Origin of the sequence: Corallococcus sp. AB049A, from assembly GCF_003668885.1 — a bacterium.
In the GTDB taxonomy this organism is placed as follows: domain Bacteria; phylum Myxococcota; class Myxococcia; order Myxococcales; family Myxococcaceae; genus Corallococcus; species Corallococcus interemptor.
The window spans coordinates 1-16,093 of the sequence record NZ_RAWL01000190.1 but is presented as its reverse complement, the minus strand read 5'-3'; the positions used below and the strand labels follow the sequence as shown (position 1 = coordinate 16,093).

The window sequence follows — 16,093 nt, the reverse complement described above, 5'->3', positions numbered from 1 at the left end:
CCGTAGAGGCGGTTGGCGCCGTCGCGCGCCTCGGTGAGGCCGTCCGTGTACCAGACGATGATGTCACCGGGGCTCAGCTGCGCCTGGCGCGACGTGAACTGCGACGCGACGTTCGCGCCCAGCAGCGGACCGCGCGCCGGCAGCGACGCCATCTGCCGCGTGTTGCGGTTGTAGATGGCCGCCGCCGGGTGGGCGCCCGCCGCGTAGTCGATGCTGCCGCTGTACACGTCGATGACCGCCAGCGCGCTGGACATCTGGTGCTCGCCGCGGCCCACGTTGGCCAGCGTCACGTTGAGCGCGGTGATCAGCATCTGCGCGTGCACCTGCGACGGCTCGCGCAGCGTCATGGCGGAGGCGAAGCCGCTGGTGGCGCTGGTGGCGACCAGCGACGTGGACAGGCCGTGGCCCGTCACGTCACCAATGCCAATCACCACGCGCCGGTCATCCAGCGCGGCGCGGAACCACCAGTCGCCGCCGCACGCGTCCGCGGGCACCACCAGCCCGGCCAGCCGCAGGGGGCCCACCGTCACGGCCTCGCGGCCCGGGAGCAGCGTCTCCTGCACCGTGCGCGCGAGCGACACCTCGCGCTCCAGCTGCGCCTTGGCCCGCACGTCCTCCAGGAGGACCTTGATGCGCTCGGCCATGTGGTTGAACACCACGCCCAGCGTGGTCACCTCGCGGCCCGCGCCCGGCGCCGTGCCCGCGCGAGCGCCCAGGTCACCGGCGGCCAGCTGCATCACGCGGTGGGTGAGGACACCCAGCGGCTTGGTGATGCGGCGGCTCTGGAAGGCGGCCAGCACGCCGGCCAGTACGACGAAGCCCACGCCCAATCCAACGATGCGCAGCGTGTTGGCGCGCACCGCGGCGCGGTTGGTCTCCTCCAGCTCGTGCAGCTGCTTCTGCAGGTCCTCCAGCGAGTAGCTGATGACGACCACGCCCTTGCCGCCCTGCGAGCCGTAGTCCAGCGGCTCCTGGAACTCGAAGACAGGCTGGCCGTTGAAGAAGGCGCTGGCCCAGCGGCGCTCCGCAGTGCGGCCTCCGGAGGACTCGCCCAGCCTGGCGTTGGGGTCGCTGTCCGCCACCAGCTGCCCGTCCGCGTCGAACATCTGCACGCGCAGGATGTTGCGGTTGTCCGCGATGATGGAGCGCGCGACCTCCGTGAGGAACGCGTAGTTGTTGTCGCGCAGGCTGGTGGCGGAGGTGAGCGCCAGCGTGTGGCTCACCGTCTGGCCCAGTTCGCGCGCCTGGGACTGGAGCCGCTGCGTGAAGCGGTCCGACGTCGCGGTGAGCTGCGCCTCCGTCGTCTTCGCGGACAGCGCGGCCAACAGGCCCACGATGATGATGACCAGCGCGCCCGTGGTGAGCAGCAGCAGCTGATCCAGGCGCAGCCCGCGGATGGCGGCCACGTTGGGCAGCTCGCCGGCCTCCATGGGCGCGATGACCGTGCTCGTGGGCTCCGCGGCCGGCAGCCCCAGCGCTCCCGTCAGCCGGGTGGCCGTGTTCTCCCCGCGCAGGGCGGTGAGGTCCCGGGAGTGGGTGCCGGTGTACTCCGGAGGAGGCGGCGGGGTGCCAGGCGCCGCGTCGGACGCATCGGGTGATTCAGGCACGGGATCGAGGCGCGTGTTCGTACGGGACAAAGGCAGACCTGGGGGGAGCCCGCGTCGAAACGCGGTCGGGGCGGGGCGGACTGTATCGCACTTCCTGATTGACGCGAGGAGTCCACCTGTCGGGCTATTCCCCCCGGCCGCCCTCTCACCTGCTCCCCCAACGGCCGTGCGATCACCCCGGACCGGGAGCGTCTGCCCCCGTCCGGGAAGCAGCACGTCACGGGGTCATGGATGAGTTGCGCTCATTGCCGCGTCGCGCCACCCGGGGGCCGGAACGACGCCAGCGAACACCTGTCACATCAGGGTCCTTGAGTCGGGAGGCCGCGTTCGGAGTATAGGGGCGTCCCTTTCTTTCCCTTCGAGGTCCTCCGCCCGTGTCACGGCCCCGGTTGATCAAAGAAAACTCCGCGCCGCTCTCCCTGCCCCGAGAGCAGCTCATCCGCATCCATGACCTGATGGTGAAGGCGCGCGTCCTGGAGGAGCGCCTCATCCAGATGTACAAGCAGGGCCACGGCTACTTCTGGATCGGCGGTCCCGGTGAGGAGGCGTTCAACGTCCCCCTGGGCCTGCTGATGAAGGTCGGCGAGGGCCCGGCCTACGACTACCTGCACGCGCACTACCGCCAGTCCGCGACGCTGCTCGCCATGGGCGAGGAGCCCATCGGGGCGCTGCGGCAGATGAAGAACACGGCCACGGACCCCTACTCCGGCGGCCGCAACTTCGCGGGCCACTTCAGCCGGCGCTCGAAGAACATCGCGCCGGTCACCTCCCCCATCGAGGTGCAGTACGCCATCGCGCCGGGCACGGCCATGGCCCAGAAGCGCCACGGCGGCGACGGCATCAGCATCGTCACCGGCGGCGACGCGGGCACGGCCGAGGGCGATTTCGCCAGCTGCCTCATCTGGAGCAGCCGCCCGGCGAACCCGCTGCCCATCCTGATCATCGTCACGAACAACAAGTGGGGCATCAGCACCACGTCGGACGGCCAGCACGGCGAGACGAACATCGCGGACCGCGCCCGCGCCTTCAACATCCCGGCCAAGGTCATCAACGGCAATGATCCGGTGGAGTCCTACCAGGAGCTCCAGGCCGCGATGGACTACGTGCGCAAGGAGCGCAAGCCGTACTTCATCGAGGCGCGCGTGTCGCGTCTGTACGGCCACTCCTCCGCGTCCGGCGCCAACTTCGTGAACGAGGAGCAGGACTGCCTGCGCCTCTTCGAGGCGCGGCTGGAGCAGGAGGGCGTCCTCAGCCGCGAGCAGATGGACGAGGCACGCAACCGTTACTCGGAGGAGCTGGCCGCCGCGGCGCGCACCGTGCGTGACGAGCCGCAGCCCTCTGGCGACTCCATCTGGGACCACATCTACGCGGAGAAGAAGTAACCATGGCGAACATGGCACAGGCCATCCGGATGGCCCTGCACTACGCGGAAGAGAACCTGGGCGTCACCGACATCTTCGGCGAGGACGTGGGCGCCCCGCTGGGCGGCGTCTTCACCTGCACGCAGGGCCTGAAGACGGCGTGGAACAGCCCCCTGGACGAGCGCGGCATCATTGGCGCGGCCATGGGCCTGGCGATGGCGGGCCACCGCCCCGTCGCGGAGATCCAGTTCTGCGACTACATCTACAACACCATCGACCTGCTCAAGCTGGCGGGCAACACGCACTGGTCCACGAACGGTGACTGGGCGGTGCCCATGGTGGTGCGCACGCCCGTGGGCAGCGGCATCCGCGGGTCGCTGTACCACTCGCATTCCTTCGACGCGACGATGACGCACATCCCCGGCTGGAAGGTCGTCATGCCCTCCACGCCGCTGGACGCGTACGGCCTGCTCATCTCCGCGTGCCAGGACCCCAACCCCGTCATGTTCCTGGAGCCCAAGGCGCTCCTGCGCGTGAAGGGCGAGGAGCGCATCCCGGGCGAGCCCGAGGACGACCGCGCGCTGTCGAAGATGATCGACGCGCCGCTGGGGGACCGCTCGCAGTGGAAGCCCCAGTGGCCCCTGGTGGAGGCGTTCGCCGTCCCCATTGGCAAGGGCAAGCTCGTGCGCGAGGGCACCCAGGCCACGGTCATCAGCTACGGCCGCACCATGCCCCTGTGCACCAAGGCCGCCGCGCAGCTGGCGGAAGAGGGACTGAGCGTGGAGGTCATCGACCTGCGCACGCTCTGGCCGTACGACTGGGAGATGATCAAGGCCTCCGTCCAGAAGACGGGCCGCGTGCTCTTCGTCAACGAGGACACGGAGGTCACGAACTTCGGCGAGCACCTGGTCCGGCGCACCGTGGAGGAGCTGTTCTACTCGCTGCTCGCGCCGCCCCGGCTGGTGGCCGGCAAGTTCGTCCCGGGCATCGGCCTGGCGGACGCGCTGGAGATGGCGTCCGTGCCGCAGCAGAACGACATCACCACCGCCCTGCGCTCGCTCTGCCGCGAGCAGCCGTAAGGCGTCCGCGTTCCGCCCACACCGTAGAAAGCCACGTGGGCCGCCGTTCCTCTTTGGAGGCCGGCGGCCCTGTCGTTAGAATCCCAACTTCCGTGTCCCAGCCCATCGTCCGCACCATGACCCCCGCCCCAGACGCCAACGCCTTCCGGATCCGCCGCGCGCGCCGCGGCGACGCAGAGGTCATGGCCCAGCTGCTGCGCGAGCTGGGCTACCCCCAGGGCACCGATCAGCAGACGGTGCACTGGGTCATCAGCCATCCGGAGATTGAAATCTTCGTCGCGGGGGATCCGCAGGACCGCGCGGTGGGCATGGTGTCCTTCTCCCACCGGCCGCAGCTGCGGCTGCGCGGGCGCGTGGCCACCGTGGACGAGCTCGTGGTGTCCGAGGGCTGGCGCCGCCGGGGCGTGGGCCGCGCGCTGCTCGCCCAGGTGGCGCAGCGGGGCAAGGTGCTGAGCGTGAAGCAGCTGCAGCTCATCGCGCCCATCAACGTCACGGAGGAGACGCGCGCCTTCTACCGGGCCTGCGGCTACGTGGAGGGCGACTCCGGGGTGTTCCGCCACGCGGAGTACGAACCCCAGAAGTAACGGCCGCGAGGGCCCGGCGTCCTGGCCGGGCCCCATCGCGCTCCTTTTTCAGCGCTTGAAGCTCGCGACGACGCGGCGCAGGCGCTCGTGGTCCTCTTCGCTCACGTCGGTGAAGCGCACGCCGATGGCCTCCGCCTCGTCGCGCACCCAGGCGACGATGCCGGTGAGGTGGAACTCCTCCCCATCCACCACCATGGCCAGGCGCACCTGGGCGCCCACGTCATAGGACTTGCGCGTGCGCAGGCACAGTCCGCCCGCGGACAGATTCAGGGAGTAGGCCCGCAGCGCTCGCGCCGCGTCCTCCATCTGCTCGAACCGCACCTCGAACCGCGCCGCCACGCGCTCCTCGGCGCGGCGGTTCATGTACGGGTCTGGCTCCACCGGCCCATCCAACTTCGTGTTCATGCGCACCCTGACCCCCTCGGTTCTCGGACCGGAAGTGTCGGCTGGTTTCCAGGCCCGGTTCAAGGGCCCCCGGACAACGGAACGGCTCGTGTAAGTCGCAGGCTACTTCGACGCCAGGAGTTTCCGGATGCACGCACGTCTCGTGTTGTTGGGTGGAGCCCTGATGCTGGGGCTGTGGGTGGCGGGATGCGATGACGGGGAGACTGTCCGCCCGCCAACGGATGGCGGAACTACCCTGGATTCCGGGACAGACGCCGGAGATTCCGGGGCCGTCGATGCTGGCGATGGCGGCGGCGGCGGAAGCTCCGACTTCGCGTGCAACGTGCCGAAGCAGGAGGGCTGCGCGGCGGGCCAGAACTGTCTGTACACGGACCTGGCGGACGGCGGCACGGGCAGCCAGTGCTTCGCGGGCGCGTGCGACGTGGTCCGCCAGGACTGTCCCTCCGGACAGCGCTGCACCTATGTGGGACTGGACGCGGGGACGACCGAGCGCCAGTGCGTCGCGGCGGGCACCGCCACGGAGGGCGCGCCCTGCACCCTGGCGGAGTCGCCTCCGGGACAGACGTATGACTCGTGCGCGGCGGGCCTGTACTGCAAGGACGAATCCCAGGGCGACGGCGGCACCGCGTTCTTCTGCCGCAAGCTGTGCCACGCGACGTCCAACTGCACGTCCGGCGAATGCAACACCGTGCTGCGGCTGCCCGGCACGCGCGAGCTGCCGCTGGTGTGCGGCCCCGCGTCCGCGCGGTGTGACGCGTTCGCCCAGGACTGCGAGCGCCCGCTGGGCTGCTACCCGTCCTCCAGCGGCCCGGTGTGCGCGGCCCAGGGGACCCTGGCGGAAGGCGCCGCGTGCGACTTCAGCAACCAGTGCTCGCGCGGCAGCACCTGCGTGATGAACAACGGCAGCGGCACGTGCCGGACGCTGTGCCGCACGCCCTCGGGTTCGCCCGGGTGCGCGAATGGCGCGGCCTGCCGGCCCGTCATTGGCAACGGCGACGTGGGGGCCTGCGTCCCGTAGGGCAACGGATTGCCCACGGACGGAAGCGCGCGGGCCCTGGTGCGCCACCGCGCTGGCACGGCCGTGGGCCATGCGTTCCCTCGCGAAGGATGTTCACGACCCGGAAGGATTGGCTCGCGCCATGAATCCCCAGGTCGCCACGGGGGCACGTCGTGCACATTGTCTTGCGCCGGGAGGTCGTGGGCATGGGTCTGAGGAAGGCGCTGCGCTGGGGCTGTTTCGGAGCCCTGGGTGTGCTCGTGGGCTGTGGAGGCATGGACGACGGGCGCGCGCCGGACGAGTCCCCTGGACAGGGCCAGATGGACGCGGAGGTGACGGCGGCCGCGACCGCGGAATCACCGCCGGACGGCGTGGAGGCCGCGCCCACGCTGACGCTGCATGACACGCATCAGGTCCAGGCCACGCCGCCCGTGCGCCCCCCGCCCGCGAAGTTCCAGCCCGGCTTCCACCAGGCGCTGCGCCTGTCTGGCGGCGTGGGGAGCGTCACCACGTACCGGCTGAAGGTCCCGGTGGGGCGCGCGGGCAGCCGGGTGCGCGTCACCTTCCGTTCCGGGGACGGCAGCATGACGGTGCAGCGGGCCACCGTGGCGAAGGCCGGCGCCAATGGCGCGCTGGCGTCCGCGCCGGTGACGCTCACGTTCAGCGGCCAGGCCGGCTTCACCGCGAACGCGCGCACGCTGGTGACGTCGGATCCGGTCGACTTCCCGGTGGGCTTCCGCGACGAGCTGGCCCTCTCCTTCGAGGTGAAGGGCTCGGTGGCCCAGAGCATGATCGACGCCTTCCCGGACAGCTGGATGAGGTCCGGCGCCTACGCGACCACGCAGGGCGCGCTGGGGGGCCAGCAGTGGCAGAAGTCCCTGGCCGTCGCGACGGTGGACGTGGAGGGCGCGCCGGGGCGGGCGTTCGTGGCCATCGGGGACAGCATCACCGAGGGCTACATGGACACGTTCAACGACACGCGCGACGCGTGGCCGGCGCTGGTGGAGAAGCAGCTGGGCGTGCCGGTGGTGAACTCGGGCGTGTCCGGCCAGGGCTTCTGGGATGCGAACATCCAGCTGCCGCAGGAGGTGCTCGCGCTCCAGGGCGTCACGGACTGCATCGTGCTCCTGGGCACCAACGACCTGGGCGCCACCGACATGAACGTGGAGAAGCTGCAGCAGCGCATGACGCAGCTGCTGGATCAGCTCCAGCCCATGTGCCGGCTGTGGGTGAGCACGCTGTTGCCCAAGGAGAAGACGAACGAGGGCAGCTACGACGCGGTGAAGACCCAGCGCAAGGCGTTCAACGAGTGGGTGCGCAAGCTCACGCGCGCGGACGTCATCGACCTGGAGGCCGTGATGCGCCAGCCGGCCAACGCGGACCTCTTCAAGGACGGCCTGGAGGTGGACGGCATCCATCCGTCCGCGGAGGGACACCGTGTCATGGCGGACGAGGTGGTCCGGACCCTCAAGGCGAAGGGCGGCCTGTAGCGCCTGCCCGGCTGGAAAGCACACGGAGGGTTTGAATAGGTTCGGGAACGCCACGTCCTGGTGGTGTTCCCACCTTCCCCAATTCCTGGAGTCTTCCCTCCATGCGCGCCCTCCCCGCCGCCCTCGTCGTCGCCTGCCTCGCCCTGCCCTCGCTGGTCCACGCCTCCGCGCTGCGCTGTGACAACAAGCTCGTGTCGGAGGGCGCCTCGCAGACGGACGCGCTGGCCAAGTGCGGTCCGCCGGTCTCGAAGCAGGTGAAGTCGGAGACGGTGACGAACAAGGCCCGCGAGGGGACCCGGGACGGGACGCGCTATGGGGACGTGTCCACGGAGGTCTCCGTCACCACGACCATCGAGGAGTGGACCTACAACTTCGGCCCCCACCGGCTGATGCAGGTGGCCATCTTCCGCGACGGCAAGCTGGTGGACGTCCGCAGCGGCTCCTACGGCTACTGAGCCAGCGGTCCCAGGTGCTGCTCCAGCAGCTGGCGCATGAACGCCGGCCGCTGGCGCAGCGTCTCCCGCAGTTCCTCCAGTTGCACGCGCCAGGCTTCCATGGACGCCGGCTGGCTCCAGCGCGCCACCTGGCCGGGCATCTCCGGCTCCAGCTCCGCCACCGCCGCGTCCAGCAGCGCCGTCACGCGCTCCGAGGCGAAGGTGTGCTCGAGGTGCCAGACGAAGCGCTCGATGAAGCGGGCCTTGAACTCCGGCGACTGGAGCAGCCCCCTGAGCAGCAGCACGGACCACGCCTCCAGCTTCGGGTCGTTCAGCACGCGCCCCAGGCTGTCGAAGGCGGGGCCGGAGCGCAGGGCGAAGTCCAGGTCATACACGAGCCAGCGCCAGCGCCCGTCCTGCCCGTAGGGCGCGTCCGGCACGTACTTCTTCGTGCGCAGCCGCCAGAACTTCACGTTGTTCTCCGGCCAGTCCTCGTTGCCCAGGTACAGCTGCGCGACCTGGTAGTCGATGAAGTCCTCCACATCCATCTGCGTGCGCACCCAGGCGTAGTCCTCCGGCACCGAGAGGTCGTGCGTGCGCACGAAGTCGACGAGGTCCAGGTAGGGCTGCTCGTCGCCCTCCTCCCCCACGTCCAGCGCGCCGAAGAGCTCCAGGATGACGGCCTTCTTGCGATCCAGGCCGTAGTGGGACGCCAGGTAGTATTCGTCGTAGCGCTCGCGCAGCTCGTGCAGGCCCCAGTACTCGCCGTCGAGGAACACGAGCGCGGGACGGCACGGCTGGAGCGCGAGCCGCGTCTCCGCCAAGAGCCGCTGCAGCACGCAGTCGCGCAGCTTCGTCACGCCCTGATCCTGCCCGGAGGTGCGCGCCAGGAGCCGCGTGAACTCCGTCACCGGCGAGCCGGGGAACAGCGGCCCCGCGAACGTCTTGGGGCCGTAGTCCTCCTTCGCGTACAGCCGCAGGCTCTTCTGCGGCAGCACCGCGCTGCCCGAGCCGTGGATGCGCACGCCCGCGTTCTGGGCAATCACACGCTCGCCGGAGGACTCGAACCACTCCACGTGGACGGGGCGCTCCCACTCCTTGCCGTCCATCATGTAGTTGGCCGACTCCGCATCCTCGGGCCGGGCCTCGGAGAGCAGGCCGGGGACGTAGATGCCCTTCGCCGGGTCGAAGAAGTTCTCCGCGTCCGTCACCAGCGACAGCACCGGCAGCGTGTACGGCGCCCGGCCGATGATGAACGTGCGCGTGAGCACCGGGCCCACCGGCTCCGTGCCCGCGTACTGCCGGTAGCGCACCACCGCGGCCTGGGCCGGCGCCTCCAGCGGCGCCATCCACCGCGAGCCTTCCGTGGCGGTGGGCGCCGTCGTGGGGATGAAGGACCAGCGCGCCTCGGGCGTGGAGCGCTCCAGGAGCGCGATGGGGCCGGTGTAGCGCCGCGACGCGGGCGTGGGCGTGGAGCCGTCCCGCGTGAAGTACGTCCTCAGGCCGGGCGCCGTGGGCAGCGCGAGCAGCGTCTCCGGCTGGTAGAGCCCGGGCCGCGCGTCGAACGTCAGGTGCTGGAAGTCGACGCGGGCCTGCGCCTCGAAGCCCCTCCGGTCGCGCACCACCACCTCCAGCGCCAGCGCGCGCCGGCCCGGCCACCAGGGCAGGCTCCAGCGGCCCTGCTCCAGGTCGGCGTGGCCCAGGAAGCGCCCGTCCTCGAACACCTCCACGCGGACTTCGCCCGCGTCGCTCGACACCGAGCCGAACAGCCGGTGCGTGTCCGGCTCATGCCCTTCGATGGTGACGCGCGGCCCCGAGGGCGGAAGCTCCGCCACGGTCAGCCGCCGCTCGGGCTCGGGCCCGCAGGCGGACGCGGCAAGGACGAAGAAACCGAGGAGGACGGGCGCGAGGTGACGAAGACGCATGACGGTCTGCGTCCTGTACCAAACAATCTTTTGACCTCACATCGCCTTGTGACACGGCGCGCTGGGAGGCCGCGTCACTCACGCGGAGGGTGCGGTGGACTCCAACAGGCCGTGCTTCTGGAGGAGCGCGGCGAGCGCGGGCGGCGCGAGCATCCAGTCCTCGCGCGTGGGCACCCAGCGCACGGGGGCCCCGGCGGCGGCGAGCCTCGCGTTCACCTCCGCGATCATCGGGGCGAAGGTGGGCTGGGGCACGTCCCAGCTGCCCACGCCGGCCTGGATTTCCACGGCGCCGGGCTCCACGCGCACCGCGGGCTGGCCCTGCACCGGCTGGATGGCGAGACCCGGCAGGTACGGCTGCATGGCGGCGGACAGTCGCTCCAGCAGCGTGGGGTCCTCGAAGGGGTGGGCGCCCTCCAGGTCGAAGAAGGTGGGCAGCTGCGCCTGGAGCTCGTCGCGCAGCGGGTCCTCCTTGCTGTCGCGCCAGGCGTGCTCGGCCAGCACGCGCGCCTCATGGGGGATGCGGATCTCCCAGCGCTCCAGGAGCGCGAGCAGCTCCGCCACGCGCTCCACCTCCTCCCAGGGAGGCTCCACGCGCGTCACCCAGGACACCTCCGACAGCGTCTGGCCCCGGCGAAGCCCCCTCACCCGGTCCCCCTTGCGCAGCTGGAAGGGCGGCGCCTGGGTGAACTCCGGATCCGGATAGAGCGCGGTGTGCAAAAGCCCCGTGCCCTCTTCCGGGCGCACGCGCGCGAAGCCGTGCTTGGGGTTGATCTCCTCCACGACGAAGGTCTCCTGGGCCATGGTCCGTTCTCTAACCGGTGTTGCGCATGCCCGCAGCAATGCCGTTGAGCGCCAGCAGGAGCGGCCGGTCGCACCCGGTGTCCCCGTCCCGCTTGCGCTTGAGCAGCTCCACCTGGAGGAAGGACATGGGGTCCACGTAGGGGTTGCGCAGCGCGATGCCCCGCTGCAGCTGCGGGTTGTTGTCCAAGAGCTTCGCCTCCCCGGTGAGCAGCTTCACCGCGCGGCGCGTGCGCGAGTGCTCCTGCTGGATGCGCAGCCACAGGGGCCGCGTGGCCGAGGGGGCCAGCTTCGCGTACCGCGCCGCGATGGCCATGTCCGTCTTGGCCAGCACCATGGTCACGTTGTCGATGACGGCGCGGAAGAAGGGCCATTCCTTGTACATGCGCTGCAGGAGCGCCGCGCCCTCGGGGTTGGCCGCGTACGCCTCCAGCGCGCTGCCCACGCCGTACCAGGCCGGGAGGATGGCGCGCGTCTGTGTCCACGCGAAGCTCCACGGGATGGCGCGCAGCGTGTCCAGCCCGCCCGCCTTGCGCTTGCTGGGGCGCGAGCCGATGGGCAGCGCGGAGATCTCCTCCACCGGCGTGCCCTTCATGAAGAACTCCACGAACTGGGGGTCGTCCCAGACGAGCGCGCGGTACGCCTTGCGGCCGGACTCCGCCAGCGCGTCGAAGGTGGCGCGGAAGGAGGACTCGTCCTCCGGGGACGGGCGCGGCTGCGCGTCCAGCGTGTGCAACAGCACGCCGCCCACCACCAGCTCCAGCGTGCGCTGGGTGAGCTCCGGGCGCGCGTACTTGTGGTCCATCGCCTCGCCCTGCTCCGTGGCCTTGTAGGCCCCGGCCACCGTGCCCGGCGGCAGCGCGAGGATGGCCGTCTGGGCGGGGCCACCGCCGCGCGCCACCGTCTCGCCCCGTCCGTGGAACAGGCGCAGGGGCACGTCGTGCTCGTCCGCCACCTGGGTGAGCGCCACCTGCGCGCGGTACAGCGCGGCGCTCGCGGCGAGCAGGCCCACCTCCTTGCCGGAGTCGCTGTAGCCGACCATCACCTCCTGCACCCCGCGGCCCTTCAGGTGCTGGCGGTACTCCGGATGCGCGAAGAGCTGGCGCAGCACGTCCGGCCCGCCGTCCAGCGCGCCCAGCTGCTCGAAGAGGGGCGCCACGTCCACGGTGGCGCACTGGAGCTTCGCGTCCCAGAGCCCCGCGTGCTTCAGGCACCTGAAGGCCGCGAGCACGTCCTCCGCGGTGGAGGCCATGGAGAGGATGAGCGTGCGGCACACGGACTCGCCGCCCTCGTCCTGGCCCTCACGCAGCTTCGCCAGGACCTCCAGCAGCCGCTTGCCGCCCTCGGTGGGCTCGGGCCCGCCGTCGATGGACGCCGCCGCGCTCACCGCGTCCTCCGCGGGCGCGCGCACCTCCAATTCGCCAAGGCCCAGGCCCAGCGCCCGGACGCGCTCGGACATGCGGCGCACCTCGCGCAGGCCCGCGTGCTCCGCGCGTGCCGCGAAGAGCGAGCGCTCCAGCACCGCCAGGTCATCCCCCAGCGCCTCCGGTGAGCGGTAGGCCCCGGGCGGCAGCGTGGACTCGCGGCCCTGCCTGCGCGCCAGCACGTGCTCCAGCGCCAGCGTCAGCCGCTCCTCCATGAAGCGCAGCTTGCGGCGCCACGGCTCGCCCAGCGTGCGCGGGCCCTGCTGCTTCGCCACGTCCGGCAGCGCCTTCGCGTCCTCGTCCAGCGAGCGCTCCAGCTCCTGGGTGGGCCGCGCGTGCCGCTCCGACTGCGACAGCATCCCGCCCAGCCGCTCCACGTCTCGCAACAGCAGCCGCAGGCCCCGGGCGCGGTGCGCGCGCAGCGTGTCCGCGAACACCTCCGGCGTCACCAGCGGGTTGCCGTCCATGTCGCCGCCCACCCACGAGTGCACGCGCACGGGCGTGTCCAGCGCGCCCAGGGGCTCGCCGTAGGCGCGCTCGAAGGCCCAGTCCAGCGCCTCCGGCAGCCGGGCCACCGGCTCCGACAGCATCTCCTCCACGTACCAGTGGACGTTCTTCACCTCGTCGCCCACGGTGGGGCGCTCGCGGCGCAGCTCGTCCGTCTGCCACAGCGCGGTGATCTCCTCGCGCATGGCCGCGAGGTTCGCGGCGGACTCGCGCGGGGTGAGCGAGCAGCGGTCCCGCTCCTCCAACAGCTGCGCCAGCCGGTAGAGCTTCTCCAGGAGCGTGCGCCGCACCGCCTGGGTCGGGTGCGCGGTGAACGTCAGCGTCACCTTCAGCGTGCCCAGCGTCTCGCGCACCTTGTCGGCGCTCACGCCCGCGGCCTTCAGCGTCAGGAGCGTGGCCTCCAGCGAACCCTTCTGCGGCCGGGTGGCCGTGGGGCTCGCGTGGGCCCGCGCGCGGCGGATGCGGTGGTGCTGCTCGGCCAGGTTCACCAGCTGGAAGTAGACGGAGAAGGCGCGCAGCACCGGCTCCACCTGCTCCGACGGAAGGCGCCTCAACACCGCCGCCAGCTCCGCCGCCGCGGCGCGTCGTCCCGCCACCGGCCCGCGCCGGCGCTGGATGGCCAGGTGGCGCACCTCCTCCTCCTTGTCGAACAGGGCCTGCCCCTCCTGTTCCACCAACACCTCACCCAACAGCCGGCCCAAGAGCCGGACATCCCGCCGCAGCGGGGGATCCACAGGACGTGAACGCGCCATAACGGACCGGAACCGTAGTCCTTGGGCCCCCCGCCTCCCCTACCCATTCTTCAATTTTCGACCTCCAGCCGACGAATGACCCACTCCGTCCTTGCAGGAAAAATTTAACCTCCCCGTCTTCCCTTCAGGTCAAGGCTTCCATTAGAAAGTGGGCTCTCCCGGACCCTGCCGGGATGTCTGACCTGACCCGAAGGAGTGGCAATGCGGAAAAACCCGTCTTGGCTGGCCCTGGGCCTGCTCGCGTTCGCGCCGTCTGCGTTCGCGGAACGCGCCTGGTACGAAAAGCCGCAACCCGACGTCGCCGCACCGTCCGCCGCGAAGCGCAAGGCCGTTGTGCAGGACATCACGGATGACCTGCCCCACCGTCTGGGGGAGCAGCAGAAGGAGCTGAAGGCTCAGGCACTGAAGCAGCGCCTGGAGGGCCGCGGGCAGCCCGGCCGCGTGCAGAAGCTGGCCAACGGCAAGTTCGTGGAGCTGGAGCTGCAGCGCACGGACCGCATCTTCGTCATCCTGGTGGAGTACGGCACGCAGATCCACCCGGTGTTCGGCAACCCGGCCACCAACCCGGGCGGCAACATCCCCGGCCCGCTGCACAACGAAATTCCGGCCCCTGACCGCTCGGTGGACAACACCACCATCTGGCAGCCGGACTACAACCGCGAGCACTTCGAAAAGCTCTACTTCGACACCACGCCCGGCGCGGACTCGGTGGCGAACTTCTACAAGGCCGCGTCCTCCGGGCGCTACACCGTGTCCGGCACGGTGTCCGAGTGGGTGAAGGTCCCCTACAACGCCGCCCGCTACGGCAACAACCTGTGCGGCAGCTCCAGCTGCTCCAACTCCGTGTGGCCGCTGATCAGCGACGCCATCAAGGCGTGGACCAACGCGCAGCTGGCCTCCGGCAAGACGCCCGCGGAGGTGAAGGCGTACCTGGACACGTTCGACACGTGGGACCGGTACGACTACGACGGCGACGGCAACTTCGACGAGCCGGACGGCTACATCGACCACTTCCAGATCGTCCACGCCGGCATGGGTGAGGAAGTGGGCGGCGGCGCGCAGGGCCCCAACGCCGTGTGGAGCCACCGCTGGTTCGCGTACAGCACGGGCCTGGGCCCGGATGGCGCCGGCCCCGCGTACAACCAGAACGGCGGCGCGCGCTTCGGCACGGGCATCGACAAGTGGGTGGGTGACTACACCATCCAGCCGGAGAACGGCGGCCTGGGTGTGTTCGCGCACGAGTACGGCCACGACCTGGGCCTGCCGGACCACTACGACACGACGAACGCGGCGGACAACGGGACGGGCTTCTGGACCATCATGTCGTCCGGCTCGTACCTGAACGACGGCACCACGGACATCGGCAGCCGTCCGGGTGACTTCTTCGCCTGGGACAAGCTGCAGCTGGGCTGGCTGGACTACGCCACCACGAGCGCGGGCCTGTACTCGTACCACAACCTGGGTCCGGCGGAGTTCACGTCCGCCAACGCGAAGCAGGCGCTGGTCGTGAAGCTGCCCGGCAAGCCGGTGGTGCAGCCCACCACGGCGCCGTACGAGGGCCAGGGCATGTGGCAGGGCGGCCAGGGCAACAACCTGGACCGCGTGCTGGAGAAGACGGTGAAGCTGCCGAACAGGAAGCCCATCACCTTCTCCTTCCAGACCTGGTTCGACATCGAGGAGGACTGGGACTACGCCTACGTCGCCCTCTCCGTGGAGGGTGGCCCGTTCGTGAACCTGCCCAGCCCGGTCAGCCGCACCACGAACCCGTGGGGCAACAACCTGGGCAACGGCATCACCGGCACGTCCGGCGGTTGGGTGCCCCTGGAGTTCGACCTGTCCGCTCACGCGGGCAAGACCGTCACGCTGAAGATCCGCTACAAGACGGACGGGGCGGAGTTCGGCCGCGGCTTCCTGGTGGACTTCGTGCAGCTGTGGGCGAAGAACACCTACGTCTTCGGTGACGACGGCGAGTGGGGCCACAAGTGGTGGGACAAGTCGACGTTCTTCGTGACGGACGGCACCAACACCCTCTACGACAACTACTACATCGCCGAGTGGCGCCAGTTCCGCGGCTACGACGAGGGTCTGGCCACGGGTCCCTACAACTACGGCTTCAGCGCGGATGGCCTGGTGGACTGGGCGGAGCGCTACTCGTACAACCCCGGCCTGCTCGTCACCTACTGGGACACGTCGCAGTCCAACAACAACGTGTCGCAGCACCCGGGTGAGGGCCGCATCCTGCCCATCGACTCGCGCCCGCAGCCCCTGCAGCGCAGCGACGGCCGCTACTGGTCCGGCCGCGTGCAGACGCACGACGCGACGTTCGGCCTGGAGCCCAGCTTCCCGCTGTCGCTCAAGCCCAACGGCTTCCCGCGCAACGAGTACCCCTCGCAGCCCGCGGTGCCGGTGTTCAACGACACCAACACCTTCTGGTACGCCACGCAGCCGTACGGCGGCGTGAAGGTCCCGAAGACGGGCACCATCATCGAGGTGCTGTCGACGGACCCGGCCCAGACCGTGATGGAAGTCCAGGTGCGTCCGGTCGACTGAGCGGTTGACCGGCTTCACCGCTGAGCCGTGAAGGAGGGCCGGTCCCGCTTCGTGCGCGGGGCCGGCCTTTCGCGTTCGTGGGCCGCCCGGGCCCGGGCGTTGAAGGAATCCGGACATCCGGCGCGCGGGCGTGCATGACCTGTCTCTTTTTACACAACTTATGCCGCCGACGACATTATA

The 16,093-nt window shown here is 70.4% G+C and carries 12 protein-coding genes; 7 read left to right on the top strand and 5 right to left on the bottom strand.

Annotated features, from left to right (window positions below; genetic code table 11):
- Positions 1–1,637, bottom strand: a 1,637-nt coding sequence (locus tag D7X55_RS20810) for a PP2C family protein-serine/threonine phosphatase (RefSeq protein ID WP_121723976.1), incomplete at its 3' end; no start/stop codon positions are given.
- A 344-nt stretch (positions 1,638–1,981) separates the two neighbouring features.
- On the opposite strand from D7X55_RS20810, the gene D7X55_RS20805 reads away from it, so the two are divergent.
- From D7X55_RS20805 to D7X55_RS20795, 3 genes are all read left to right on the top strand, one after another.
- Positions 1,982–2,989, top strand: a complete 1,008-nt coding sequence (locus D7X55_RS20805; RefSeq protein ID WP_121723975.1) for a thiamine pyrophosphate-dependent dehydrogenase E1 component subunit alpha — start codon at positions 1,982–1,984, stop codon at positions 2,987–2,989.
- A 2-nt stretch (positions 2,990–2,991) separates the two neighbouring features.
- Entirely contained in the window at positions 2,992–4,047 is a 1,056-nt protein-coding gene (locus D7X55_RS20800; RefSeq protein WP_120551346.1) for an alpha-ketoacid dehydrogenase subunit beta, read from the top strand.
- Positions 4,048–4,139: 92 nt separating this feature from the next.
- Positions 4,140–4,631 carry a GNAT family N-acetyltransferase gene (locus tag D7X55_RS20795; protein WP_120551347.1) on the top strand — a complete coding sequence of 164 codons (492 nt, stop codon included), beginning with the start codon at positions 4,140–4,142 and terminating at the stop codon, positions 4,629–4,631.
- Positions 4,632–4,679: 48 nt separating this feature from the next.
- On the opposite strand, the gene D7X55_RS20790 is transcribed toward D7X55_RS20795, so the two are convergent.
- Complete coding sequence (locus D7X55_RS20790) at positions 4,680–5,036, bottom strand: TIGR02266 family protein (protein WP_120551348.1); 357 nt, start codon at positions 5,034–5,036, stop codon at positions 4,680–4,682.
- Positions 5,037–5,358: 322 nt separating this feature from the next.
- Here D7X55_RS20790 and D7X55_RS20785 point away from each other — a divergent pair, with 322 nt between their 5' ends.
- The 3 genes from D7X55_RS20785 (at position 5,359) to D7X55_RS20775 (ending at position 7,978) form a co-directional block, all read left to right on the top strand.
- Positions 5,359–6,054, top strand: a complete 696-nt coding sequence (locus D7X55_RS20785; protein ID WP_233609964.1) for a hypothetical protein — start codon at positions 5,359–5,361, stop codon at positions 6,052–6,054.
- Between the two features lie 185 nt (positions 6,055–6,239).
- Complete coding sequence (locus D7X55_RS20780) at positions 6,240–7,523, top strand: SGNH/GDSL hydrolase family protein (RefSeq protein WP_120551356.1); 1,284 nt, start codon at positions 6,240–6,242, stop codon at positions 7,521–7,523.
- Between the two features lie 101 nt (positions 7,524–7,624).
- Positions 7,625–7,978, top strand: a complete 354-nt coding sequence (locus D7X55_RS20775) for a DUF2845 domain-containing protein (RefSeq protein ID WP_121723973.1) — start codon at positions 7,625–7,627, stop codon at positions 7,976–7,978.
- On the opposite strand, the gene D7X55_RS20770 is transcribed toward D7X55_RS20775, so the two are convergent.
- The 3 genes from D7X55_RS20770 to D7X55_RS20760 all read right to left on the bottom strand — a co-directional run bounded on the left by D7X55_RS20770 (position 7,972) and on the right by D7X55_RS20760 (position 13,363).
- The gene (locus D7X55_RS20770; protein WP_121723972.1) at positions 7,972–9,882 is read right to left on the bottom strand and encodes a CotH kinase family protein; all 1,911 of its coding nucleotides are present in this window, start codon (positions 9,880–9,882) and stop codon (positions 7,972–7,974) included. The two genes, D7X55_RS20775 and D7X55_RS20770, sit on opposite strands and share 7 nt — an antisense overlap.
- A gap of 78 nt (positions 9,883–9,960) precedes the next feature.
- Positions 9,961–10,683: a hypothetical protein gene (locus tag D7X55_RS20765; protein ID WP_120551352.1), complete on the bottom strand. Its 723-nt coding sequence runs from the start codon at positions 10,681–10,683 to the stop codon at positions 9,961–9,963.
- A 10-nt stretch (positions 10,684–10,693) separates the two neighbouring features.
- Entirely contained in the window at positions 10,694–13,363 is a 2,670-nt protein-coding gene (locus D7X55_RS20760) for a phosphoenolpyruvate carboxylase (RefSeq protein ID WP_121723971.1), read from the bottom strand.
- Positions 13,364–13,564: 201 nt separating this feature from the next.
- Between D7X55_RS20760 and D7X55_RS20755 the strand changes: the two genes are divergently transcribed.
- Entirely contained in the window at positions 13,565–15,913 is a 2,349-nt protein-coding gene (locus D7X55_RS20755; protein WP_121723970.1) for an immune inhibitor A domain-containing protein, read from the top strand.
- Positions 15,914–16,093: the final 180 nt, after the last annotated feature.